The 23992-nt window shown below is 67.3% G+C and carries 19 protein-coding genes and 4 pseudogenes; 10 read left to right on the top strand and 13 right to left on the bottom strand.

What is annotated here, in order from left to right:
* Positions 1-50 precede the first annotated feature (50 nt).
* Entirely contained in the window at positions 51-245 is a 195-nt protein-coding gene (locus tag ACIGXW_RS32630; protein ID WP_399576533.1) for a type II toxin-antitoxin system prevent-host-death family antitoxin, read from the top strand.
* 193 nt (positions 246-438) lie between these two features.
* Positions 439-1845 (top strand): annotated as a pseudogene (locus ACIGXW_RS32625) (serine/threonine-protein kinase); the annotation flags it as partial.
* Between the two features lie 98 nt (positions 1846-1943).
* Here ACIGXW_RS32625 and ACIGXW_RS32620 read toward each other — a convergent pair.
* Positions 1944-2195: pseudogene (locus ACIGXW_RS32620) on the bottom strand (IS5/IS1182 family transposase); the annotation flags it as partial.
* Positions 2196-2361: 166 nt separating this feature from the next.
* Positions 2362-2766: a hypothetical protein gene (locus tag ACIGXW_RS32615; protein WP_399576532.1), complete on the bottom strand. Its 405-nt coding sequence runs from the start codon at positions 2764-2766 to the stop codon at positions 2362-2364.
* A 99-nt stretch (positions 2767-2865) separates the two neighbouring features.
* Between ACIGXW_RS32615 and ACIGXW_RS32610 the strand changes: the two genes are divergently transcribed.
* A complete protein-coding gene (locus tag ACIGXW_RS32610; protein ID WP_399576531.1) occupies positions 2866-3045 on the top strand; it encodes a hypothetical protein in 180 nt (59 codons plus the stop codon).
* Positions 3042-3233 (top strand): hypothetical protein, encoded by a 192-nt coding sequence (locus ACIGXW_RS32605; protein WP_399576530.1) that lies wholly within the window; start codon positions 3042-3044, stop codon positions 3231-3233. Before ACIGXW_RS32610 ends, ACIGXW_RS32605 begins: the two co-directional genes overlap by 4 nt.
* 273 nt (positions 3234-3506) lie before the next feature.
* On the opposite strand, the gene dnaB is transcribed toward ACIGXW_RS32605, so the two are convergent.
* The 3 genes from dnaB to ACIGXW_RS32590 all read right to left on the bottom strand — a co-directional run bounded on the left by dnaB (position 3507) and on the right by ACIGXW_RS32590 (position 6630).
* Positions 3507-4925, bottom strand: coding sequence for a replicative DNA helicase (gene dnaB, locus ACIGXW_RS32600; protein ID WP_399576529.1), 1419 nt, complete (start codon positions 4923-4925; stop codon positions 3507-3509).
* Positions 4926-5026: 101 nt separating this feature from the next.
* The gene (locus ACIGXW_RS32595) at positions 5027-5953 is read right to left on the bottom strand and encodes a DUF721 domain-containing protein (protein ID WP_399576528.1); all 927 of its coding nucleotides are present in this window, start codon (positions 5951-5953) and stop codon (positions 5027-5029) included.
* A gap of 83 nt (positions 5954-6036) precedes the next feature.
* Positions 6037-6630 carry a hypothetical protein gene (locus ACIGXW_RS32590; protein ID WP_399576527.1) on the bottom strand — a complete coding sequence of 198 codons (594 nt, stop codon included), beginning with the start codon at positions 6628-6630 and terminating at the stop codon, positions 6037-6039.
* Between the two features lie 2401 nt (positions 6631-9031).
* On the opposite strand from ACIGXW_RS32590, the gene ACIGXW_RS32585 reads away from it, so the two are divergent.
* Positions 9032-9559 carry a hypothetical protein gene (locus ACIGXW_RS32585; protein ID WP_399576526.1) on the top strand — a complete coding sequence of 176 codons (528 nt, stop codon included), beginning with the start codon at positions 9032-9034 and terminating at the stop codon, positions 9557-9559.
* Between the two features lie 32 nt (positions 9560-9591).
* On the top strand, positions 9592-9945 hold the full coding sequence (locus ACIGXW_RS32580; protein ID WP_399576525.1) for a hypothetical protein: 354 nt from the start codon (positions 9592-9594) through the stop codon (positions 9943-9945).
* 296 nt (positions 9946-10241) lie between these two features.
* On the opposite strand, the gene ACIGXW_RS32575 is transcribed toward ACIGXW_RS32580, so the two are convergent.
* Positions 10242-11618, bottom strand: a complete 1377-nt coding sequence (locus ACIGXW_RS32575; protein ID WP_399576524.1) for a tetratricopeptide repeat protein — start codon at positions 11616-11618, stop codon at positions 10242-10244.
* Positions 11619-12420: 802 nt separating this feature from the next.
* Positions 12421-12939 (bottom strand): hypothetical protein, encoded by a 519-nt coding sequence (locus tag ACIGXW_RS32570; protein ID WP_399576523.1) that lies wholly within the window; start codon positions 12937-12939, stop codon positions 12421-12423.
* Positions 12940-13407: 468 nt separating this feature from the next.
* Between ACIGXW_RS32570 and ACIGXW_RS32565 the strand changes: the two genes are divergently transcribed.
* Positions 13408-14211: a hypothetical protein gene (locus ACIGXW_RS32565; RefSeq protein WP_399576522.1), complete on the top strand. Its 804-nt coding sequence runs from the start codon at positions 13408-13410 to the stop codon at positions 14209-14211.
* 143 nt (positions 14212-14354) lie between these two features.
* Here ACIGXW_RS32565 and ACIGXW_RS32560 read toward each other — a convergent pair.
* Both ACIGXW_RS32560 and ACIGXW_RS32555 read right to left on the bottom strand, forming a co-directional pair.
* A pseudogene (locus ACIGXW_RS32560) lies at positions 14355-14549 on the bottom strand (hypothetical protein); the annotation flags it as partial.
* 48 nt (positions 14550-14597) lie between these two features.
* Positions 14598-14816, bottom strand: coding sequence for a hypothetical protein (locus ACIGXW_RS32555; protein WP_399576521.1), 219 nt, complete (start codon positions 14814-14816; stop codon positions 14598-14600).
* A 358-nt stretch (positions 14817-15174) separates the two neighbouring features.
* Between ACIGXW_RS32555 and ACIGXW_RS32550 the strand changes: the two genes are divergently transcribed.
* Positions 15175-16230 (top strand): hypothetical protein, encoded by a 1056-nt coding sequence (locus ACIGXW_RS32550; RefSeq protein ID WP_399576520.1) that lies wholly within the window; start codon positions 15175-15177, stop codon positions 16228-16230.
* Between the two features lie 158 nt (positions 16231-16388).
* On the opposite strand, the gene ACIGXW_RS32545 is transcribed toward ACIGXW_RS32550, so the two are convergent.
* A complete protein-coding gene (locus ACIGXW_RS32545) occupies positions 16389-17237 on the bottom strand; it encodes a peptidoglycan-binding protein (RefSeq protein WP_399576519.1) in 849 nt (282 codons plus the stop codon).
* A 79-nt stretch (positions 17238-17316) separates the two neighbouring features.
* Positions 17317-18114 (bottom strand): hypothetical protein, encoded by a 798-nt coding sequence (locus ACIGXW_RS32540; protein WP_399576518.1) that lies wholly within the window; start codon positions 18112-18114, stop codon positions 17317-17319.
* Between ACIGXW_RS32540 and ACIGXW_RS32535 the strand changes: the two genes are divergently transcribed.
* The gene (locus ACIGXW_RS32535; RefSeq protein WP_399576517.1) at positions 18101-18718 is read left to right on the top strand and encodes a trypsin-like serine protease; all 618 of its coding nucleotides are present in this window, start codon (positions 18101-18103) and stop codon (positions 18716-18718) included. The genes ACIGXW_RS32540 and ACIGXW_RS32535 overlap by 14 nt on opposite strands.
* On the opposite strand, the pseudogene ACIGXW_RS32530 reads toward ACIGXW_RS32535, so the two are convergent.
* A pseudogene (locus ACIGXW_RS32530) lies at positions 18663-19164 on the bottom strand (transporter); the annotation flags it as partial. The gene ACIGXW_RS32535 and the pseudogene ACIGXW_RS32530 sit on opposite strands and share 56 nt — an antisense overlap.
* Before the next feature lie 2301 nt (positions 19165-21465).
* Here ACIGXW_RS32530 and dhaK point away from each other — a divergent pair.
* Positions 21466-22458, top strand: coding sequence for a dihydroxyacetone kinase subunit DhaK (gene dhaK, locus ACIGXW_RS32525; RefSeq protein WP_071964473.1), 993 nt, complete (start codon positions 21466-21468; stop codon positions 22456-22458).
* A gap of 13 nt (positions 22459-22471) precedes the next feature.
* Here dhaK and ACIGXW_RS32520 read toward each other — a convergent pair whose 3' ends face one another.
* The gene (locus ACIGXW_RS32520) at positions 22472-23887 is read right to left on the bottom strand and encodes an NADP-dependent succinic semialdehyde dehydrogenase (protein ID WP_399576516.1); all 1416 of its coding nucleotides are present in this window, start codon (positions 23885-23887) and stop codon (positions 22472-22474) included.
* Between the last annotated feature and the right edge of the window lie 105 nt (positions 23888-23992).

The following is a 23992-nucleotide window of genomic DNA, read 5'->3' as shown; positions in this document are numbered from 1 at the left end:
AAGCCCCCGCGCCCTTTCGGCGCGTCGTGTCATTTCATCAAACTATATTCATGACCGAGGAATTCTCGATCACCCGTGCGCGACCGATACTTGGCGACCTCGCTCGCCGCGTCGCCACCACCCGTAAGCCGCTCATCCTCACCGACCACGGGCGGGCTATCGCCACTCTCATGCCGTTACTCCCGGAACAGCAGCAGGAGCTGGCCAATCGTGCCACCGGGTGCCCATGCGTCGGCATGGACTGACCCATGTCCGACGAACCACGGCTTATCGCCGGCCGCTACCAGCTCATACGCCCGCTTGCCAGGGGCGGCTTCGGCCGGGTCTGGCAAGCCCGCGACGATCGTCTGCGTGCCCCCGTAGTCGTCAAGGAAGTCTGCCTTCCCCCCCACCGGCAGCCCCGAGGAACGGGCTAAACGCCTCGCATACGCCGAGCGAGAAGCCCGCAACGCCGTCCGGGTGCGCCACCACCCGAATGTCGTCGCCGTCCACGATGTCGTCGTCGAGGATGGCAAGCCTTGGATCGTCATGGACCTGGTCGACGGGCAGTCGCTGGAGGAGCGGCTTGGCAAGGGCCCGCTACTGTTGACCGAGGCCGTTGAGCTTGCCGACTCCCTTCTCAGAGCCTTGGAAGCGGTCCATGACGCCGGCGTCGTCCATCGCGACGTCAAGCCCGCGAACGTCATGCTGGCCACCAGCGGCCGGATCCTGCTGACCGACTTCGGCATCGCCGCGCACCTGACCGATACCCAGATCACCACCGACAGCTCGGTCATCGGCTCCCTGGAGTACATCGCCCCCGAGCGTCTCAAAGAAGCTGCCGGCACCCCGGCAAGCGACCTGTTCTCCCTCGGGGTGACCCTGTACCGCGCCGTCGAGGGCATCTCTCCGTTCCGGCGCGACTCGCAGACCGCCACCATGGCCGCCGTGGCCCTGGAGAACCCCCGGCCGCCGGGCCGTGCCGGAAGGCTCACCCCGCTCATCCTCGCGCTACTCGCCAAAGACCCCGCTGCGAGGCCCACCATCCCCGAGGCATTCACACTCCTCGACACCCCGCACTCCCGTCAACGAGAGGGGATGGCGAGGTCGCAGGTGGTCCTGCCGTCCCTCTGGAGGGCGTACGACCTGCTGGGTTCCCTGTTTCCCGGGATAACGAGACCGAAGACCCCGTCGGCCGCGCCCACCACCGAGTCTGTCCCGGAGCACTTCGAAGAATCATGGACCGGCGACGAAGACGTCAGTGAGTTCAGCAAGTACAACACAGAGGGGGGTGCAGCGTTCTTCGCGGCCCTCTCCGCCGCGTGCTGCTACGTGCTCGGCTTCGCGGGGGTGGGCGACGGCGCTCTGGGGGCAGGGCTTGCCTTCCTCGGGCCGGCTCTTTTGTCGACGCTGTTCGCCGGAGAAGAGTGGAAAGGCTGGTTTTCGCGTCGAGCGCTGCGGAAGGGCATGCAGGCCAGAACTCTGCGTATCGACCGATACGGCATCACGGCCACTGACTCCTCCGGCATGCAACGCATTCCGTGGTCCGCGATCGCAGGGGTGACCGCCCGCCACACCGACACGGCCGTGCACAAGCACAATCCTCTTGCGCTCCACCTGGAGATGCGCGGGCCGACGCGCACCACATCTAACGTCCTGTACCGCCCCGCCGGATGGCCGATCTATGCGGAACTGCCGGACATCTGCCGCGGCACCCAGACTCTCTTCAACAACACCCAGACTCTCTTCAACGACTGGGTGCCGGTGTGTGTGCTCGGCCCGCTGCCCGGACCCCGACGCCTCGACCTGAAGAACGCGATCGCGGCCTACGCGAAAAAACCTATGACCAGTACAGAGAACTGGTGACCGACCCGGCGGACAACACCCGGCGGGCAAGCCGCCATCTTCATACGAGAAGTAGAGAATCGTCAGCCTGACGACGATGAGCTGGATGTTGCTCAGACCGCGGCCGGCATGACGGCGGGGACGGCAGGTGCCATCTTCCGGGCGGGTTTACGGGTGAGGCGGCGGGTCATCAGCGTGATGGACGCCCAGGTGATGAGCGATTCGCTGACCTGCGGCAGCCTCTCGTGGTCCCGGCAGTGCCGACGGGCCCGCATGATCCACGAAAGGGACCGCTCCATCACCCAGCGGCGGGGCAGCACGACGAATCCCTTGGTGTTCGGCGGCCTGCGGACGGTCTTCAACGTGATGTCTGGCTGTTCGGCCCGGCGGCTGGGGAAGAGCCATCGGGCGTCGGGGTTGGTCGCTGGCATGCAGCAGTCGTCTGAAGCCATCCCCTCTGACCGTGAAAGGCCCCGGCTACGACCACGTCAGCGTGGCCGTAGCCGGATCAAGACCGTGCAGGGAGTACGGCAGTTCTCAGCCTTCGAGCCAGGCCTGCCCAGGAGGGGTCCGGTAGCCGCGCCAGTTCGGAAGGCTGTAGCGGTTGACCAGTGTCCATGCGGTCCGGGTGGCGTCCTCCACCCATGCATGCCCTGCGGCAGGCAGACCGAACGCGCCGCGCAGACGGCTGGTGATCTGCTCCTGCGAGATGTGCTTGTTGCCCCGCCCGAGGTACTTCAGGACGTAGACCGCAAGGTAGTCCACGTCCGTTGCATGGCCCTGGCCGCGGAGGATGGCCTTGAGCCGGTACTCGAACTTGGACCCGATGCTGTCATCGCCTTCGCCCCAGAAACTTGAGTCCTCCGGGTGCGGCAGCATGTCGATCAGGTCGATCAGGTGGGCGAGGTCAGGGTCGTCAGCGAGGGTGATGTGATCGGACACGAGCGGCTACCTCCACAATGCTCTGGTCCGCCGATCATCACGCCACCCGCACAGCGCCGTGCCACGGATGGGAAGGACTGCCCGATATGCACTCTGGGAATGGCCGAGAACGTCACCAGTGCCCGGTACGGGGTTGTCGGTGGCTGTTTTGATCTCCCCGTAGGCGGCCAGGAGCACCCACTCCGGTTCGACGCCGAGCAGCACGCTGCCATCCTCGCGCTCACCGAGCTCGGCAACGACGAGAGCAACGCGGTGTCCTCTGCGAAGGCAGCCCCGTGAGCCACGCTGTTGAGGACCTGGTCGGAGAGATTGCTGCCACCGCGTCCCGGCTCGCGCAGCAGCAGGACGTTTTAGACAGCGAGGAGCCGCAGCAAGCGTTGTACGTGCCGGCCGGAGCCATCGGTTCGCTCGCTGTACCGGTTGCCGCTCTCTGGGCCGGCACTCCCGAAACGGCCGCAGCGGGCTGACGCCCTGCGTGCTGCGGAGCGGGCGTGCGCGCCGCACAGAAGCTCCTGCCGTGACGATAGACACCGAGCCGGCCGACATCATCGACGCTGAGGTCCTTCCTCCCCCGTGAGTACCTGGCCGCCGTCGCCAGCGCCCGCCGCTACGCGGACCACCATCTCGTGGCCCGCTTGCGCACCGCGCTCGACGAAGCCACCCGCGCCGACGCCCGTACCGGCCCGCGCCAGGCACTGCCCGCAGCCCTGGGCATCCTCGGCACCATCGACCTTTGTCTTTCAGGTGTTGGCCGCGGGATCCGTTTCAGCTGGCTCCGGCTGCCCCGCGTCCGGGGCGGGTCGGGCAGGTGGCACGGGCTGGCTCATGTCGACGAAGCGGCTGTAGTGGCCTTGGAAAGCGACGGTGATTGTCGCGGTGGGTCCGTTACGGTGCTTTGCCACGATCAGGTCGGCCTCGCCTGCGCGAGGTGACTCCTTTTCGTAGGCATCTTCACGGTGAAGCAGGATGATCATGTCTGCGTTGTCCTCCAGGGCCCCGGAGTCTCGCAGATCACTGATATGCGGCTTCTTGTCGACGCGCTGCTCAGGGCCCCGGTTGAGCTGGGAGATCGCGACGATGGGCACGCCGAGTTCCTTGGCCAGGAGTTTGAGACAGCGGGAGATCTCGGAGATTTCCTCGTACCGGGAGGAGAAGGGACGGGTTCCGTAGGTCAGCATGTGCAGTGCATCCACGACGATGAGCCGGATGTCCTGCTGGCTGCGCAGTCGGCGGCTTTGGGCGCGCAGATCAGTCAGGGTGGAGTAGGCGCCGTCTTGGATGTAGAGGGGGGCTGCGGCGATGTCGGGCAGCCGGCGCGCCAGGCGGGTCCAGTCGTCGTCGGCCATGGACCCGGAGCGCATGTGGTGGAGGGCGACGCGTGCTTCCGCGGCGAGCAGCCGCATAGCGACCTCTTCCCGGCCGGACTCGAGGGTGAACAGTGCTGCGGGCAGGTTGTTCTTGATCGAGGCGGCGCGGAGGAAGTCCAGGGCGAGGGTGGACTTGCCCATGGCGGGGCGGGAGGCGATGACGGTCAGGTGGCCAGGCTGCAGGCCGTTGGTCAGGGCGTCGAGGTCAACGAATCCGGTGGGCACACCGGTGAGCTCGGTCCGGAGGGATCCGATGGCTTCGATCTGGTCGAGGGCGTCTTCCAGTACATCGCTGAGCGAGTACAGCGGCGGCAGCACGTTGCTGCGGTGGGTGGTAGCGGCGAAGATCTCTGCCTGGGCCGCTTCGATGATCCGGTCCGCGTTGTCGGCGGATCCCTCGTCCACGAGGTTCTCGATGTGGACTGCGGCCACTCTGGTGCGACGCAGGCGGGCCAGGGCCTGGAGACGGGTGGCTTCCTTCACCCAGGCCGAGCCCCGGCTCGTGGAGCCAGCCAGGGCGGCCAGGTATTCGGCGCCGCCGGCTTTGTCGAGTTCCTTGCGCTGGGTGAGCCGCGCCGCGACTGAGGCAGGGTCGGGTGTGTCGCCGTCGGCGTAGACGGAGAGGATGGCGTTGTAGATCAGCTCGTTCCCAGGGCGGTAGAAGTCATCGCCGCGAAGGACTTCCACGACGTCGGCGATGGCCTCCAGCGAGCGCAGCATCGCGCGCAGGACAGCCTTCTCCGCTTCGACATCGTGCGTGCTGTGTGCCGACCCCGTCTCCTTCAGCGCCATCTGGCCGTCCCCCTCTTCCTTGCGCGGGAGCCCACCCCCACGTCATGGTCACCGGGTCAGCCTAAGCGCTGGTCGGCGTTGCGCTAGGGCGAAGGAGGGGCTCACCAGGTTGTCTCGGATCGCTGTGTGCGGGCCCTGAGCACGGCGCAGGCGTACGCCTCGTCCGATGCCGGCCGGTGCCTGGTGGCGGCGAGGGCGTGCACGGGCTCACGGGGGAGGCAGCGCGATTGCCGCTCGGCGGCGGCCTCGACTGCCCCGTTCACCGGGGTGGTTCTCTCCCTGGCCTGGTCTGGGCCTCGAACAACCGGCGATGGTGCGGCCGCGGCCGACGATCCGGCTCCGTAGCCAGAGTCCTGGTCCTCCGGCTCCCGAGAGGCTCTGGTGTCCGGATGGTGTTTTGCTCGCCCCGTGGATCCGGTGCCGCTGTCTGCCGTCGTGCGCAGCTGCGCCGTTCCGTCTGCCGAACCACTGTCGAAGTGCAGCTTCCCGTCGTGTCCAGAGCCGGCCATGAGGTCGCTCGCTGGCTGGGGCGGTGCAGCGGGTTCGGCTGCCCCATGGCCTACAGGCCGCGCGGGTTTGGGCACCAGGATGTTGATGGACCGTACAGCCTGGGCGTCCATGCGTTGGTTGAGGCGTTGAATGAGCATCGGTACAAGGAGCCGTGTCTGCGTCGCCCATGCCGGAGAGTCGGCCTGCACGGTCAGTTTCCCAGTATCTGGGTCAAAGCGGATTGCGCGGACTCTACGGGCGATGTCTACCCCGACGCTGTCGTCCCAGTGAGTCAGTACTGCGGAGCGGGCGAGAGCGCCTGCTGGCATCCGGGCTGCGAGGAGTTCTTCAAGTGCGACGGACAGGGCGACTGGTTGTGACCGTCCTCTGCGCACGGCGCGCGGCGTGGCCGTACGAGCCGACGACACCCTGCGGCGCCTTGCGTCCTCCTGGGCACGACGCAAGGCGATACGTGCCAGATCTGGTGTTTCGACCCGTTCGTTCAGCAGAGACCTCCTGGATGGATGCCCAGTATCCATGGCATCCGAGACTGTTGTGCAGTCCTGACCAGCATCGCGCCCGACCCTGTACGTGCTGGCTGTACGCCCCCGTTCGGCGGGGCTTATGAACAGACAGCGCGGCACAGGCGGCAGCCTTCGCCGTGGTCGGGGTCGTACGGGCGGCCGCAGGCGCAGCGGGGCCAGCCCAGGCAGGAGGGGCACTGGGTGTGGGGTGGGGCAACGGGCACTCCGCAGGTGCCGCCCTTGCCGACGCATTCGGCCATCGGCGGTCGGTAGGCGATGGCTTCGGCCGGGGTCCGGTCGGTGGCCGGCGCTGGGTCGGGCTCAGCTTCGTCGACTGCGGCGTGGGTGCTGTCCTTGCAGGCGGGGCAGGGCCAGTCGGGGTTGTCGGCGCTGAAGCCGTCCTCGCAGCGGGCCGAGCACGGTGTGGGGGCCAGCAGCCAGAGCACGACGTCGTCGGGCCCGTAACCCTCCTGCTTCTCATCGGTGGCCCGCTGGAGAGGGCGGCTGGCCCAGCTGTTCCACCAGCGGCGTTCGATGCGTGCGGTGATCTGTCGCGTGGTGCGGTAGCTCAGCTCGTCATGGATCATCTCCATCGCGGACCGCGGGATGACTCCACCACAGGCGCGCAGGAGTTTGTCCGGGATAGCGGCGAGGACGGCGCGGATGGGGTCGGTGGAGTTGCCTTGGTTCAAGCAGGCGTCGCATCGATCGCGTCCTGCGGTGTGGGGGGAAGTAGTGGCGGGGCCAGCGCCGTTTGCGGTCTTTGCGGTTCTCGGGCTCGACCACCTGGACCGCACTGGGAGGCCGCTCGGGCAGCGGGGCCTGGCAGGTGCGGCACTTGCCCTGACAGGTCAGGCACAGGCCGCCGGTGGATGAAGGAGCCTGGCATCCGGGGCATTCACGCCGACATACATTGCACAGGTGGTCTTCCGCGTGGGGCACAGGCAGCCAGCGGTTATCGCCCTGGCAGCGGATGCACTTGGCCGGGTTGGCCTCTTGGCTGAAGGTGGGCAGAACCGGATGGCCCGGGCACAGGTCACAGCGGATGACCGCCCGGTTTCCCGAACGACGGGTAATCATGCGGCGCTCCCGGTGTAGTGGGCGGCGAGGACGTCAGCGTAGCGATCGGTGATCGCGCCGAGAATGGCCATCGCAGCCGATACCCGTTCGGCATGATCAGCGTCGGCTTCCTCGTCGGATGCGGGGCCGTAAACCGTGCGGGCGGCCGTCTAAGCGATGCACCCGGCACGTGGATCAGCGGTGGCAATCACCCCGATCTGCTCCCGCACGATGGCCGGCAGGCACATCTCCCCCACGTCGGCGGTGACCCCGGCGCTGCTTTCCCCGTGCGGCAAGGAGCCAATGGGCATGCTGGCGGCAATACGCGCACGGAGCACATCGATGGGCGGTGGCGGCGCCACGTCACAGGCCGGCGGCCGACGGGTAGCCTTCTGCACAGCCAGCTCACAAGTGTCACAACGCACATCGTCCGTCGCCCGCCCCAGCACCAGACTCCCGCACCACCGGTTGCGGCAGGGCACCTGCGTCATCCCTCCGGGCCGGTACGGCAGACCGATACTCAGCGCCCACGACAAACCGTCACGACGAAACCGGTACGGACAGCTCGAGTCACCCGTTCACCAGCCGGTCCAGCCGGTCCCGCTGGTAGCCGTTCACTTTCCCGACAACCTCAGCCAGGAGTTGTGCCGTCCGCGGCACCCGGAGGGCTGTCTTGCTGGTGAGAGCGATGGGGGAATGCCGTTCCGCGCGAAGCGCGAAATCACCGGCCCCGCCCGTACGCGTCCGTACGCTACCGGGGCTTTCCACAGCCTCAGCGCCATCAACTACCGGTACCTCGCCTACGGCGGAAGAGAAGAACGCGCGCTCGTCATCGGGTGAGTCAGTCCTAGGTGATTCCTCATTCGCGAAGGATCCCTCACCAACCGGGGAACCCGACCCCTCACCAACTTGGGAACTGCACGACCCCTGCGAACCGCTGCCCACGGCCGCCTCCAGGACCCCACCGGCCACCGAGCAGGCACCAGCGGGGCGGGCCTCGGGGGCGATGTCGTACGCGATGTACCGGTGACGCCCCCGCTCCCCCGCCCGCCCGCCGCTGCACCGTCACCCAGCGCGCCGTCTCCACCTCGTCCACGACTGCCGACGCTGCCGGTACCGACTGCGGCTCGCCCGCCTTCTTCCCCGAGTGGTGACGCAGGCCGGCCGCCAGCTCTGCCTCTGTCAGCGGGATCCCCCGCACCTGCGCGTACGCGTACGCGATCAACGCATACGCTCGCAGCTGCCGGGGCGAGAGGTCCTCGGCGGCCGCCGCCGGCAGCCACACGAACTCCTTCGCACGCGTCATCGGCCGCATCGTCCGCAGCGCCGAATCACCCTTCCCGCACGAGGACGACGACCGGGTGACTTCACGGGGTGGCGGAGCCGTCCTCCGTCCGGACGGCCCGGCCCATGGCCAGAAGGGCCGGATACGGTCAGGCCCCGCACCCAGCGGGCGATGCTCACCGGCATCGACTCCGCCAGGGCCATGGCCGGCTCGCCGGGCCGAACATCGTGAACTTGTGGGCGGGGCTCCCCTCGGCCCGCCTGCGCGGGCCGGCACTAAGCGGCGGCCTGACGGCGGCGCTGTGTGCGGGCCTGCGCGATCGGGGCTGGCGCATCGTCCGCCCCGTCTCCAGCTCAGGAAACACGCAGTGGCTCAGTTCCGGCATCGCGGCGGTCTGCCGCTGTACCGCCTGGGCGATGGCCGGCTCCACCCGGCACGGCGGTACGGCCTTGCGGTGGGTGGCGCGCTCAGCAGAAGTGGGTGCGGCTGGAGTCGCATCTGTTGCAGAACACAGGGCCGGGCGGGTGGTGGGCGTGTCACCGCAAGGTGATCGACGGGCTCTTGTTCCGCTTGGGCGTTCACTGTGCGTCGGGATATTGGTGCACTAGGTGGCGCATAGGGGTGCGGAGCGGATGGTTGGCACGCCAGTCCTGCGCGGGGTTGGGGTATCGATCTGGCCAAGTGGCCGATACCTCTGGGCTAATGGCTGAACCGTGCACCACTGTCCCGAACAGTCATTAGGAGGAACCGTGCTCGCCGGCATACGCTCCCGGACCTTCGGCACCACCCTTGCGCTCGCTCTCGCGGTCAGCGGTCTCCTCGTCCCCACCACCGCCCACGCCGCCGTCGGCGACCTGGTCTGCAAGGGGACGCAGAAGACCACCTTCGACCCGCCCCTGACCAACACCACCCAGGACACCAAGGTGAAGGTCCGCGAAACGTGGTCCACCTGCACAGATCCGGTCGGCATCACGTCCGGCCACGGCGCTCTCGAGGTGACCGTCCCCTCGTCCTGCCAGTCCCTGGGCCTCGGCCCGGAGTCCACCATCGAGTACAAGTGGAACAACGGCCTGAAGTCCACCGTGCACTGGACCACCGTCTCAGTGACGAGGCTGACAGCCACCAGCGTGGTGACGAAGACGGGATCCGTCACCGACGGATACGGCAAGAACGACGCAGCCACCGAAACGATCACCCTGACCAACCCGGCCCCCCTGGCATGCGCGGGATCGGGGGTATCCCGCGTGGAGGGGACCACGACACTGACGTTCCAGTAGCCCCATACGCCGCACCACCGAGCGTGTCCGGTGTGAACTCGTCTGACCTCGCCGGACACGCCAACATCATCACCTCCCGGGGCCCGCTCGCCACCCAGACCCAGTTCCACCTGCACGCCCACGACGGATGGACCACCGTCGCTGTCGCCACCTACCGCGACGACAAGAGCGTCCACCTGCACGGCGAGAACCACCTGCGGCAAGTCGCCCTCGTCTACGACACCCCCGGCGAAGCCCTTACCGAGTTCGAGCGGCTGTACGGCGATGCCGTCCGCCCCGGCCCGGCCCGTGCCACCGACACCGAGCTGCAGGCCACCAAGGCCCTGGCCACCACAATCACAGGAGCACCACCTCACCCAAGACGTCGTCCGAGCCAACCGGGCTGAAATCGGAGACCGTCCCTGTATGCCGCCGACCCCGGCGACCACGAGGGGCTGCTGAAGGAATTCCTCGAGTCCCAGGGCGAGTGGGAGAAATACCCCAGCTTCCCTGTTGGATCTGCGTGTTGAAGCGGATCGAGAGAGATGAGCCCGTACCCGGCTGGTGTACGTTTTGGGTGCTGGAGTACCGGTCGGTCGATCCCCGGCGGGTGGCGGCAGCGGCTGGTTGGGAGCCTTGCCGCGCGCGAGGAGCGGGTTGGTTCATGCAGGTCCCGATCCTCTCCATACCGGCACCACGCGGCTCATAGGATCCATGGATCTGCGACAGATCCGTCCGCGTCCAACCCAAATCGGTTAAGTCGCTCGGCCCGCTCAATATCGCCGATTCCCTTCCACAATGCTGCAAGACTGGCCGTTCCTCCCATGTCTCCGGCATCGGCGGCTCGCTGCCACCAGATGGCCACCTCCACTGTCCGGCCCTTTTTCTCCAGCAACTTGGCCATGACGCCAAGACCGCGAACGTCCCCCTTTTGGGTTCGTTCATTCAGCCATCCCGCTGCCTTCTCCACATGCCCCGCGGCCACGAGCAGACCAACCGCACCTTCCATGGCCGCGGATCCATAGCCGCAAGAGCCATCGTCCAAAGCCGAGGCGCGCCGGTACAGTTGGACCGCTTCTTCCGGGTCCGCGTCCTGCAGCAGAGAAGCAGCCCTCCATAGGACGTAGGCGGTCTGTATGGAGGGGTAGCGTTCGCCCAGAGCAATCGCCTCGTCCGTGCGCCCGTTCCTCCGTAGTAGTTCGGCGGCAATGCCTGCGGCTCTGATCTCACCCTCGCTGATTCTTCTCTGCAACCGGGTGATTGCCTCCTCCGCCTGGCCAGCGTGCACCAGTCGTTGGGCGGCCTCGACCAGCGCGACGACGTCTCCGGCCTCGGCGCGGGCTTGCAACCAGGCGATCGCTTCTTCGGTTCGGCCCGATTTCTCCAGCAGATCGGCCGCACGACATAGCGAGCGGTGGTCATCGGTGTCTTCCTCGGCGGCACGCTGGTACCAGGCGATCGCGCCGTCCACCCGTCCCGTTTCCTGGAGGAGACCAGCCGCACTGGCGGCGCCCCAATCGCCTGATTCGGCCCCGCGTTGGTAGCACATGATCGCCTCGTCGAACCGTCCTGTTTTCTCCAACAAATATGCCAACGGAGTGAACGCATGGGCGTCTCCGGCGGTGGCACGGGACTCCAACCAGGAAAGCGCCTCCCGCGACCGGTCTGCCCGCACCAACAAATTGGAGGCCGATCTCAAGGCGTGTGCATCGCCTGCTTCCGCGCGCTCCTTGCACCAGGCGACGCCTTCACCCACTTGCCCCGTGGATTCCACGATGCCGGCCACTCGGTTGTAAGCATCGATTTCGCCGGCCTCGGCGGCGCGGCGATAGTAGGCGAGTGCCTCGTCCTCTCGTCCTGCTCGCCTCAGGATGCCGGCTGCCGTGTACAGGGCGTTGCCCCCTCCGCGTTCGGCAGCCGCCAGAACCATCCGCTCGCTGCCGGCTCGGTCGCCTGCGTCGTCGAGCACGCCAGCGAGTTTCACCAGCGCGTCGGTGTAGCCCATATCGGCGGCACGCCGGTACAGCTCAGCGGCATGGCGCTTACGTCCCCTGTTGGCCGCGGCGTAGGCGAGAGCCATACAGTCGACACTCGAGCGGACATGTCGGGCAGCAGCGCTCCAGAACGTCGATGGCGGGCAGAGCATACGGCGTCTGTCCCGGCCATAGTGGTCAAGGTAGTCGGCAAGACCGTATACGTCGGGAAGGGCACCCATACCGCCCGGGTCGGCCACGGGCTCCAAGGCCGAAACCACACCCTTGATCCTGGTGCGCGCGTAGCTGAGAGCATCAGCGAACCAGGTGGCCGGCGCTGCGGCTCGCTGTTCCTGGGTCAGATAGCCGGGAGCTGCGGCCTCCAGGAGAGCGGTCGGCAGGGGGCCCGTGTGGCCGAGGCGGCGGGCGTCCATGGCTGCCGTGACAATCGCCTTCCCATAGGGGCCGTGGGGTAGGGCGGCGCTTTCGTAGTAGTCGACCAGCTGCGGGCCGGCAGCCAGAGTCTGGGTGATCGCACCACGTGCTCGTGATGGTGGCCCTGTCGAGCGAGGGGTGGCACAGGGCACGCAACTCGTGGAGGTCCGCCTCGGTGAAAGCCTCAGGAACGTCCACTAGGGTCAAGGCGCCTAGCAGTGCACGAGCGTACGGATGTGGGTCGTCACCAGCACCGGGGGTTGCGGTCAGCGCCTGATAGTAGGCGGGCCAGAGGGTCGCCAGAATTGCGACTGGGCCGGGCTGTGCTGCTCCGTGACGGTCGCCGTCCGCTGAGCGCGGCTATCCGGCCAGCAAGCCAGGCACACTGCCGAATCATCGTGCGGCATGTCTATGGGCTCTGCCGTCGGTCGGGCTGCTTGACGCGGGCGGGCTTCGAGCTCTAGATATGGGCGGTCACGAGGGGCTTGGATTGGGTGTGGGTGAGCTCCCTCCCGGTAGGCCGAGCGGTGTGGCCAGGATCTGCAGGGCACTCTTGATCAGCTTGAGGGTTGATGACAGGCGTGCCCGGGTTGCTGGCTCGAGGCATTGTGACGCCTTGTCAAGGACCCCTTCGAAGTTGGCCTCCGCAGTCGTCAGAAGCTCTTTCAGCCTCTGCACTTCGGCTTGGTCGTAGTGGCCGGCCACGACCTGCTGGGCGACTGCGCGGGCCCCGTCGTCGATAGACTGGGCTACCACTGGGACGCAACGCCGCACCTGCTGGATGTCGTCGCGGTTCGGCACTCCCCACATCGTCAGGCCGACAACACTGGTCACAAGAGCCACCGCCGCAATGGCGAGCGAGATCTGTGAGCGGATGGTGGTCCGCCGGGAGCGCCAATCGGCACTCTTGGCAAGCTCCAGCATCCTGCGCATGGCGGATGGCGGGGCGGTCGGTACCTCTATGTCCTTGGACGGCTCATCCTCGTGCTGCACCTTCCAGGCCTCCTACGAGTGCCAGTGGCTCCGGCTCGTTCTGGGGTTCGGAACGGGGTCGTCGCTGTCCAGGGTGAGCCGCTGGTGGCTGGGGCGCAGCAGGAGTTAGCCCAGTGCGGGGCCCGCCGTTCCCTGAGCATGAGGGTCTCGGGGGCGTGGGGGCGGTCTGCTCCCCGATGGGTGCCAAATGCCTTGGCGTGTGGCGGGGTGGTTGTGCATGTGGGTGGCGCCGCTGGTGGGTAGAAGGCGCCGTCGCCCTTCAGGCGGCGGTCGCGGAGGATCCCCCAGGTCTTCACATCCGGGGCGCTGCTGCGGCTCTCTTCATCTTCGCCGCAGCGGCATTGGCTCCGGGTCGTTCAGTGACTTACCGTCCGGGAAAACGTCTCTGCAGACTGACGCAGGGTAACCGGTTGTGAAGCCTTTGTGATACCCGCTCGGCCTCGTTATGCGTCGGGTTTCATGACTGGAGTGCCGACTCCCGACCGTTCTGCCATCCGCGATGCGATCATGCTCTACTCGAATTTCGCTGCCATTCTCGCCGGATTCGCGTTTACGGCGGTGATCGTCATCATCTCGCACTTCCTCCCGAGGGAGCGATTGAGCGGAGCCAGGGATCAGGAACTCGGAGAAATTCTCACCGTCGGCATCTCGGCATTCTTCTCGCTGAGCATCACCGCCGTGACCCAAGGAACTGTGGTGGTCGCCTCCGACGATGTGTACAGAACCGCGCTGGGCGGGCTGCTGTCAGGTCTGTCCCTGTCCTTCTCTGCCCTCCTGCTCACCCTTTTTCTGGTGCTGCTGCTCGAGGCCCTATCCCCGGAGAGTGCCGCAGCTAAGTACACGCGTCACATTCTCGGCCAGGTCCTTCCATTGTTATGCTTCGCCAACCAGCAAGGACCGCTTGAGGAATGCCTGCACAACAAATTTGGGAACAGCGTTCCGATACCCGTCCGTATCGTCCTCGGTTGCTTCTTTGTGATCTTGGTGTCATGGAGCATCGTCGGATTCCTCGCCTACGGACGAGGGACTGTCGCGGCCGCCGCGGCCCGCTATGCCATTTCGCGAGCGGGTGTCCGCCGACTTGTCTTCGGCACCCTCTGCGCGTGCCTCGCGTCGACGACGGCCACGGCGCTATACATGAACTACAGCAAGCCAGGATCTGCTGTCGGTCTGGGCGTCATGATGGGGGTCATGACCCTCGCGTTCCTGGGCTTCCTCGGCTTCTCGGTCTGCACTTTCCTTTCGAGACCGACCCCGCGACCAGCTGACTGAGAGCGCTACCGCTCCTCCTGAACACTGGTCGTTCACGCCGGCGACCCGCCAGTGGACCACAGCGTCAACGACGAGGCGCCCAACGATAGGCAGCACAGAAACGCCCCCGTTCCGGCAGGGAGCCGGAACGGGGGCGCGTTGTTTCATCGGGCGGCGGTGGCTTGCCAGAGGGTGACGGCGAGGCCGAGTACGGCGACGAGTGCCGCAATGCTGGGCAGCGGCCATCGCGAGCGTTCAAGCGCTGTGAGGCGGGTTTCATGGTGGGAGAGCTGGCGTTCGCTCTGGTCAGAGCGTTGGACGAGGAGGGCAAGGGCCCCGTCCACCCTGGCCAAACCGGCCCCAGCTCCAGGGCCACAGTTGCCGTATCGGTCGTGGTGGGGGATCAGTCATGCCCCGCCCTCGGTACGAAGCCATGTCGGCATGAGGGCCTGCACGCCCGGAATGGCCATGGTGCGAGTGAGGCCCGCGGCGAAGGCGAGAGCGCCTGCCGCCCACGGAAGGGTCTCGGGGATACCGGCTGCCGAGATGATCGCGGGCAGGAGCGCGGCAACGCTGATTGCCGTCTGAACGGTCGTGCGGATGGTGCGACGGGTTGCGTCGGTCAAGACTTCTCCTCTTCTGGCGGGGGGGGCAGGGTGGCATCCCCCTGAAGCGGTACGACTCCGACCCTGTTGCTGTCGGTGATTGCGGCGTCGGAAGGAGCCGCGCGGTTTGTCCTAGTCTGCACTTTGGGCACCCGCCGTTGTGTCCTTGCCCACGGCCTCGCTGGCAGCGCGGGCAAGTGGGTACAGCCGATTCGGTGCCGGAGCAGTGTTATGAGTGCGGGCAGCGCACGCGGCGGGTCCTAGGTCGGATCAGCCCGTGGGATGCCCGGGCTTCTGCGCGCAGTCACGGAGATCCAGCGATAAAATTAGGAAGGACGCGTCCCCCGCTATCGGCTAACCCGAAGGGGGTACTGAGGTCATGCCCGTCCCACCCCGCACGCACCGCTATGGCGTGTGTCGGCCGTGCCTCGTCGCCGTGCTCACGCTCGCCTTGGCCGCCCCAGTTAGCACCGCGAACGCCGCTGTCGCCCAGCGTGCCCGCGCACCCTCAGCGATAGCCTCCACCGACGAGCTATGCAAACACTTCGAGGACTACAGCTGGCTCGATGAGAAGGCCGATAAGACCGTCATAAAAGGCGTCTTGAAAGGGCTGATTGAAGGGATCAGCAAGACCTCTTGGGGCCGTAATCATGGCCTCGGAAGCTTGAAATTGCCGCCCGCCACCTACGGTGCTGGGTCGACCGCGATCCTCGGGTTTGCGAAGGCATCCTGCCCAACCGAGACACTGCTTCCCGCCGCACAGTCCCTGCAGTATCTGGCCCCCGACCTGCCGCAGCAGCGGCCTGTCCTCGGCCCGCAGGACTACAACGCGATTTACCCCCCACGCACAGATGCCGACCGGTCCGCCCAGCAGGCGGCTCAAGGATTCAACAGCAGCGGATCCACCGGCATGACCGGGCAGCAAGTCCTCAACCTGTCTGACGCGCTGTGCGCCGACATAAAGCGCGGGGAGAAGAGAACCAACCTCAGCGCCTCCCTTGGCCGACCCGATCTGAACGCCACCGACGCCGCCAATATTCTCGTGTCGCTGACCCGCGACCGCTGCCGCCTGTCGCCGCCGGAGACGGATGCCGTGGCCGGACGACTGAACGACTTCCTGGTCGTCAATCAACAACTCGCAGAGCTGCCGCCGTTCCTTTCGAACCCCACCTGGGTCTGCGGCGCCTCTCCAGAGCAGGCCAAGCTGAGTTGGACAGCGGGCGGGGTGAACCCCATCACGCTGTATGAGCTGTACCGCCGAAACGCGGATGGCACCTGGAGCCCGTACCCCTACCCCCGAGATACCAGAGGGACCGACACAATCACTGTGCTGAACCTCGGACGAGGCATCCATGACTTCGCCCTTCGCGCCACCGACGATCACGGCAACCAGAGCGCCTGGGTATGGATCCGCACCAACCAGCAGCTCTGTTAGGCCTGCAACGCTTCCCAAATTGAGCCGGAGTTGCTCAATAGCAGTGAGATCAGACCACAGTGCTGTACGACGGCAAGGGGGTCGGGGCTGGGGTCGGGCCATCGGTAGGGGCGCCAGGCCGTCAGGGTGGCGGGACGGACTGGGCGACTCACGCCTGATCACTGGGGGATCTTCAGCAGGTCCCACTGACGCGGTCCAGGCCAGCCGTCGCAGTATTCGGGCGCGTCACCGAGTGCCCGCTGCCAGAGGCGGAAGGATTCGCGGTCGGCGCTGGTCCACTGGGGTCCGGGGCCTGCTTCATAGGCGGAGCACCCGACCTCGACGAGGCGCTCGCCCATGCGGGTGATGATCGGTGAGTTCGGCGCAGTGCGGAACCAGTCCGCACCTGGGAACCGCTCGTATTGACCGTCCTCATCCTTGTACTCGAGGTAATCGCTGTGCTCGTTGGCGCCGTCTCCGGGGATGTCGTCGGTGGTCGCCTCGTGCCCGAAGTAGATGACGCCCTTCTGACCGTGCCACGACGGATCGGCGAGGACTACGCCTTCTGGGTAGTCCGGAATCTTGTAGCCGTGGATGTAGGAGCTGTGGCGCGGGCGGGTCTTCAGGTAGACGCCGTCACCCTCCGACGATCCGTCGTCGTTTGTATTGCCCTCGACCGTGGTGATTTCGTCGTCGGTGTAGGCAATGACGATGCCGGTGTGGGAGCCGCCGCCGGGGCTGAAGTACACGACACCGCCGATCACGGGGTAGTCGGTGTAGCGGTCCTGGTCCTGGAACCACTCGACGCCCTCGGCACAGGACGCGGTGACGGGGACGAGGTCGGCGGCGCCGGCTTCCTGGAAGCACCAGGTGACGAAAGTGCTGCACCAAGGTTCACCCTGGGCCCACTCCAGCGCCGGCACAGCCGGGGCGTACTTCTGAATGTTGTTCCAGTGGCCACGGGAGCGGCCCTCCTGGTAGCCCACTTCGTCATGGGCGATGGCGATCACCTTGCGGGCAAGGGACATGCGGATAACTCCTGTAAGGCGTGCAAAAGCCCCGCGCCGTGGGCGGCGCGGGGCCGTGGTGGTCAGGTTTGGTGGGTGGCTACAGCTGGCCGTCGGCGACGGAGTACAGGCCGGAGAAATTGACTTGGTCACCGGCCTTGAAAGGGATGCCTTCGGCGTTCCAGTCGCCTGCGGAGCCGGGGTTCTGCTGGAGGTAGAGGCCGGCGGTGGTGCCGCCGTTGATCAGCAGCTTGCACCCGGTGATGTTGGGGTCGGAGTTCTGGTCGGCCTGCCAGCGGAGACCGTCGATGATCTTCCGCCCCGTTGTGGCCGCGGTGAATGGCAGGTTGGGGCGGAGGCTGCGGCCGGTGAGGGTGAACGATTTCTCGACGGTCATCGACAGTTCGATGTAGACGAGGTTGGCTCCCGCGATGCCATAGGACCCGGTGGCGCTGAGTTCCTCGAGGCCGGTGGCCACGCTGTACGGGGTGATGGCGGCGCCGGTGTCGGCGATCGTGCGCCAGGTGGCGTCCGGGCCTGCCGTGTCGTCGATGGTGGCATGGAGGCGCAGACGGCCGGTGTCGGATTCGTAGAGAAGCTGGCCCGAGTAACCGGGGACCGGACGGGACTGGCTTCGCGAGAGGATGATGCCCCAACCGGTATAGAGGCGCTCGTCGGATAGATCCGCCGGCGTGATGGCGCCGGCCTGGGGGCGGACGACGAGGCGGACCAGTGGGATGTCCCAGACACCGTTTCCCCTTGCGCCAATACCGGGGGCTGCGGCTGGGCGGTGGGAGTGCCCTGGAGGTAGGCCAGGGCTATGCGCTGGCCGGGCCGGTCCAGGCGGATGGTGATCCGGTCGATACGGGGCTGAGTACCGGTGCTTGGGTGCGATCACCGCGGCCTCCTGCTTCGCCGACAACCCCGCCGAGTCCGCCAAGGTCCCCGCCGGCGCCCCGAAGCTCGCCACCAAGGCCGTCATCGGCCGTACCGACCTGGCCACGACCTCCGGCGCTGAGCGCACCGTCGTCAAGCTCGTCCCCCGCGACGACCGGGACGTGGTGCTGGCCAAGCTCTCCGCCCCCGTCGCGAACGTCCGCCCCGCCCAGATCGCCGCCGCCTCCGCACAGGCCGGTGAGAAGCTGACCCTGACCGGTTACGGCCGTACCAAGGACGAGTGGGCCCCGCTCAAGGCACACAACGGGACCTTCACCGCGGCCGCCGCCGGCGCCACCGACGTGGACGTCACCGGCGACAACGCCGCGATCTGTTCCGGCGACGGCGGAGCTCCCCTGTTCCGTACTTCCGGGGACATCGCCCAGGCGCCGAGGCCCAGCAGGACCTGGTCGACCTCGGCGTGCAGATCCTCCATCGCTCCCTCGGCCGCGCGAGCACCAGGTATCGCGGTCTCACTCGTCCGGCGGGCACGCGGGACCGCCGTCTGGGCGGCGACGGAGGCGACAGTCTCCAGGCCGAAGTGGTCGGAGCCGAAGAAGCGGTAGCGGACCAGGTCGATGCTGCGCCGGTGCTCGCGGATCGCGTGGACGTCGTAGCGGGTGAAGTTGCCAGCGACGCAGATCAGCCTCCGTGCGCTCCACAGCACCTGGGCCGCGACCGCTGCCCCGAGCCGGTCGCGGAGCAGGTGCCCGAACTCCGCCTTGTGGTCCAGGAGCCACGACAGATAGAAGAGCCCCTGGTTGATCACGCCGGCATCAGTGGCTCGCTTGAACTCGATGACGACTGGGGCACCATTCTCGTCGATCCCCAAGGTGTCGATCCGGCCGCCGTGCACGGGCCCGGTGCTGTACTCGCTCGCCAGGAACCGCACACCGAGCATCGCCTCAAGGTTGGCCTCGACAAGATCCTGCACATCGGCCTCAACCTCAGCGAGGTGCGACTTGACCTCCGTCACGCCGCCCTTCGTGTGGAACAGCTTCAGCCCCGACACCTTCCCCTCCTCAGTTAACACGACCACAACGTCAACGAGGCGGAGAATTGTTTCCGCGAGGGAACGGCGGTCCGCGAACTGGGCATGATCGAAACCTTCGCCACACGGCAGCCCATGCAGGGGCCTACAGGAGAACAGCCAGGCGACCAGGCACACCACGCCCGCATGGGGAGCGGACACGCCATTGACACGAACTCCTCAGAGGGAATGCGGAACACTGCGCAGGAACTTAACCCGCCGGAAGGTGGCAGGAGCCCCATGGACTACTGGACACGGACGCGGCGTGCACTCGTCAGTTTGTGTTCGTCAGCTGCTACCGCGCCGGGTCAATCATCCTGCCGTCGGCAGCCTCACCACGCGGCGGACCGCCGAGATGCCAGACGGGCGGAAACCAGCTGCCCCAACCTCGGGCCCGGGCCAGCGACGAACACGGCCAGCACTCGCGTTGACACTTACACCGGAACCACACCCACGGACAAAGCCAGCTACCGGAGCTGCAAACGACCAGCCACTGCCGTCCTGCTGCGGAGACCCGGAGCTGTACGCCGGGACGGGCAGCAGCGGCCGTCTCAGCTCTCGAACCGAGTACAGCGGTAACGGTAAGTGTGGGCGTGTTATCGGGGACGGATTCTCGCAAGTACCTAACCGACGAAGGAGGTTGGCGTAGCATCTGATGCGCTGTCGCGTAACTGACTCCCAGCAGCACGTCCCGGGCGCCCAGCCAGGGGCAGGGGCCTTCACTGGTCCCACAGGCAGGGCCTTCACAGGTCCTTCTTCGAAGGGAGGCATGCTCCTATGGGCATGCGACAGCAGGTGCGGAAGGGGTGTCGCACGTTACAGTCCTGGGGCAGTAGGGCCCTCGACTGGATCGAACGGCGTCACCTGGCCTTGACGGTAGTCACAGCTTTCGTGACACCGTTCTTGGTGGCATTGACCATCAAGTAGCACCACCCCCCGAAATAGCGTCGGGGGGTGGTGGTCTTGAGGGCGCCGCGCTAGCGGCTGGTCCGGCCCCTTCCGGGCTGGGCCAGCCTGCTGCCCCGAAGATGGTCCCGTATGGGTAAGTCCATCGTAGTCACAGGTTCACAGCCAGCTCGGTCGGCGTGACACATAAGAGTCGATGTCCGTAGCCTTGCACAATCCCCAGGTGCTGTGCAGTCATTCGGCGAAAATGGGTACAGCCCACGTCGCAGGCAGCGTCGACGCTCCAGTTCGCACTGTCATCGTTCGCGACCTGTGACGCGAGCTGTACCATTTTTGCGCATCGTCGCCTACAGCGGTCGCGTAAAGGCCGCCTTCAGGGCAGTAACGCTTGACCACGCCCTTGAAGCGGCGCGGTCTGCGCGTCCCTGCGACATACCGACTTGGCGCAGAGGGGGTCTTGTTCGCGCCGCCGAGGTTGAGTCCGTGGCCGAGAGCACGGATCCGCCGCGCCGCTGCGGCCGGTAGGTGAATGCGTCGTTGAGGAGCCTGGTCCGGCGGCAGGGGCGCGTTCGCTACCGTGCTCAGCTTCGCGATGCCGTCACTGGTGAGGTGCACGTGAGAGGCGGCCTCGGCTGGCCGACGCAGCGGTCAGCCCGAGTAATCACCCAGCGCGCCCACGGAAGTGCTACCCCCTCGGCTCACCACCACCCCCAGACGGCGATTCTTGGGGAGAATCCGGGGAGTATGGGCGCTGCTGGGGAGCGCTGGGGGAGGACCGACCGCGTAATACGGCACAACGCTGAAAGATCCGTCTGCCCAGGTCAGCCCTGGTGGCAGCCGCATCACCACAGGTTTCACGCCACTACGTGGACAACTTCATGACGAACGTGACGTGCTGGGACGAGCACCCCGACGAACCACCATGTCCGTTCGGACAGACTTGATCACGGCCGATTGCGTCCCGATCACTCCCATCACCGGACACTGCACGCCGGCAGGCCAGCTACCTGGCCCGCCGCGACCAGGCCTCATATCCCACAAACTCTGACTTGCCCAGCCATCACCGTCGCAGGGGCTCTCAACCCTGGCTGCCGCACTCACGACAGCAGTCAGGGAGGTCTCCACCTGATGGGGCTCACTTACTGCGACAGCGGAGTCTCTCAGCGCACCGGCCTCAGTACCCTAGGCCCATCACGCTGAGTAGTGCGCCATTTGACTGACGAGCCGTCAGCAAAGTCAGCATTAGGTCAGCATCAGTACCGCCACAGACCGCCACCGACCGCCAGAGCCCGCCAAGATCAATTACTCCCTTCATTGCAGCTGACCTGCGGAAATGCAGGTCAGTGACCTAACCCTCCGTTACTGAAGGAGCCCGCTATGAAAATGCTCATCAACGTCCCCGAAACCGTCGTAGCCGACGCCCTGCGTGGCATGGCCGCCGCCCACCCCGAGCTGTCGGTCGATGTGGAGCGGCGTGTCGTGGTGCGGCGGGACGCGCCCGTGGCGGGGAAGGTGGGGTTGGTGTCGGGTGGGGGGTCCGGGCATGAGCCGTTGCACGGGGGGTTCGTGGGGGCGGGGATGCTGGACGCCGCTTGCCCCGGGGAGGTTTTCACCTCGCCCGTTCCGGATCAGATGGTGCGTGCCGCGGCCGCCGTCGACAGCGGCGCCGGTGTGCTGTTCATCGTAAAGAACTACACGGGTGACGTGCTCAACTTCAACATGGCCGCCGAGCTCGCCGAGGACGAGGGCATCCAGGTCGCCAGCGTGCTCGTCAACGACGACGTCGCCGTGACCGACAGCCTCTACACCGCGGGGCGGCGCGGCACCGGGGCCACCCTCTTCGTGGAGAAGATCGCCGGCGCCGCCGCCGAGGGCGGTGCGCCGCTGGAGCGGGTGGAGGCCATCGCGCGGCGGGTGAACGAGGCCTCGCGCAGCTTCGGGGTCGCCCTCGCCTCGTGCACCACCCCGGCCAAGGGCGGGCCCACCTTCGACCTGCCCGCCGGCGAGCTGGAGTTGGGGGTCGGCATCCACGGCGAGCCCGGCCGGGAGCGGCGGGCCATGATGACGTCGGGGGAGATCGCGGACTTCGCCGTGCACGCGGTGCTGGAGGACCTGCGGCCGAGCGGGCCGGTGCTGGTGCTGGTCAACGGGGCCGGCGGGACGCCGCTGCTCGAGCTCTACGGCTTCACCGCCGAGGTGCACCGCGTACTGCGCGAGCGCGGCGTGCCGGTCGCGCGCTCCCTCGTGGGCAACTACGTGACCTCGCTCGACATGGCGGGCGCCTCGGTGACCCTGTGCCAGGTCGACGACGAACTGCTGCGCCTGTACGACGCCCCCGTGCAGACCCCCGGGCTGCGCTGGGGGCGGTGACCCCCGGGGCCCCTCACCCCCCGCCCGGCTCCGCCCCGTGCCAGACCGTCGTGACGTTGCAGAACTCGCGAATGCCGTGGCCCGACAGCTCCCTGCCGTAGCCCGACCGCTTCACTCCGCCGAAGGGCAGCGCCGGGTGGGAGGCCGTCATGCCGTTGAAGAAGACGCCGCCCGCCTCCATGTCCCGTACGAAGCGGCGCTGTTCGGCCTCGTCGCGCGTCCAGACGTTGGAACTGAGGCCGAAGGGCGAGTCGTTGGCCAGCTCGATGGCCTCGTCCAGGTCGCGTACGCGGTACAGCGAGGCCACGGGGCCGAAGGCCTCCTCGTGGTGGATGCGCATGTCCGGGGTGATGCCGGTCAGGACGGTGGGTTCGTAGTACCAGCCCCTGGTCAGCTCGGCGGGGTCGGTGGGGCGGCGGCCGCCGCACAGGGCGGTCGCGCCGCGGTGGACCGCGTCGTCGACGAGCTCCTCCAGGTCGGCGCGGCCCCGTTCCGTGGCGAGGGGGCCGACGTCCGTGGAGTCCGCCATGGGATCCCCGACGGTCAGCCCCGCCATCAGGGCCGTGAAGCGCTCGGCGAAGGTGTCGTAGACGTCGGCGTGCACGATGAAGCGCTTGGCCGCGATGCAGGACTGGCCGTTGTTCTGGACGCGGGCCGTCACGGCGGTGCGCACCGCGCGGGCGACGTCGGCCGAGGGCATCACCACGTAGGGGTCGCTGCCGCCCAGCTCCAGGACCGTCTTCTTCACCTCGTCGCCCGCCACGGCCGCCACCGAGCGGCCCGCCGGTTCGCTCCCGGTGAGGGTCGCCGCGACGACCCTGGGGTCGCGCAGGACGGACTCGACCGCCCCGGAGCCCACGAGCAGGGTCTGGAAGCAGCCCTCGGCGAAGCCCGCCCTGCGGAAGAGGTCCTCGAGGTACAGCGCGGTCTGCGGCACGTTCGAGGCGTGCTTGAGCAGGCCGACGTTGCCGGCCATGAGGGCGGGCGCCGCGAAGCGCACCACCTGCCACAGGGGGAAGTTCCACGGCATGACGGCGAGGATCACCCCCATCGGGCGGTAGTGCACGCGGGCGTGCGCCGCCCCGGCGTCCTTCACCTCCGCCGCCGGCGGCACCTCGTCGGCCAGCAGCCGCTCCGCGTTGCCGGCGTACCAGCGCATCGCCTTCGCGCACTTCGCCGCCTCCGCCCGCGCCGCGGCGAGCGGCTTGCCCATCTCGGTCGTCATCGTGCGGGCGATGTCGTCCTGGTCGTCGTCCAGGAGGTCGGCGGCCCGGCCGAGCAGCCGCGCCCGTTCGGCGAAGTCCGTCGTGCGGTAGCTGCGGAAGGCCGCCGCGGCGGTGGCCAGGCGCCGCTCGGTCTCCTCCGGGCCGAGCGCGTCGAAGGTCTTGAGCGTCTCGCCGTTCGCTGGGTTCACCGTTGCGATGGCCATGCATCGACTCTGCGGCGCCGGGCCCCGCCGCGCAAGACGTATGGCCTTCCATAGCCGGCACTGGCCCGCACTGGCCGGCACTGGCCTGCGCTACCGGTAGCGCGC

It is taken from the genome of Streptomyces sp. NPDC053079 (genome assembly GCF_044546695.1).
Classification (GTDB): domain Bacteria; phylum Actinomycetota; class Actinomycetes; order Streptomycetales; family Streptomycetaceae; genus Streptomyces.
Note: the sequence above shows the minus strand (reverse complement) of the source record. Positions and strands in the feature narration are given on the sequence as shown.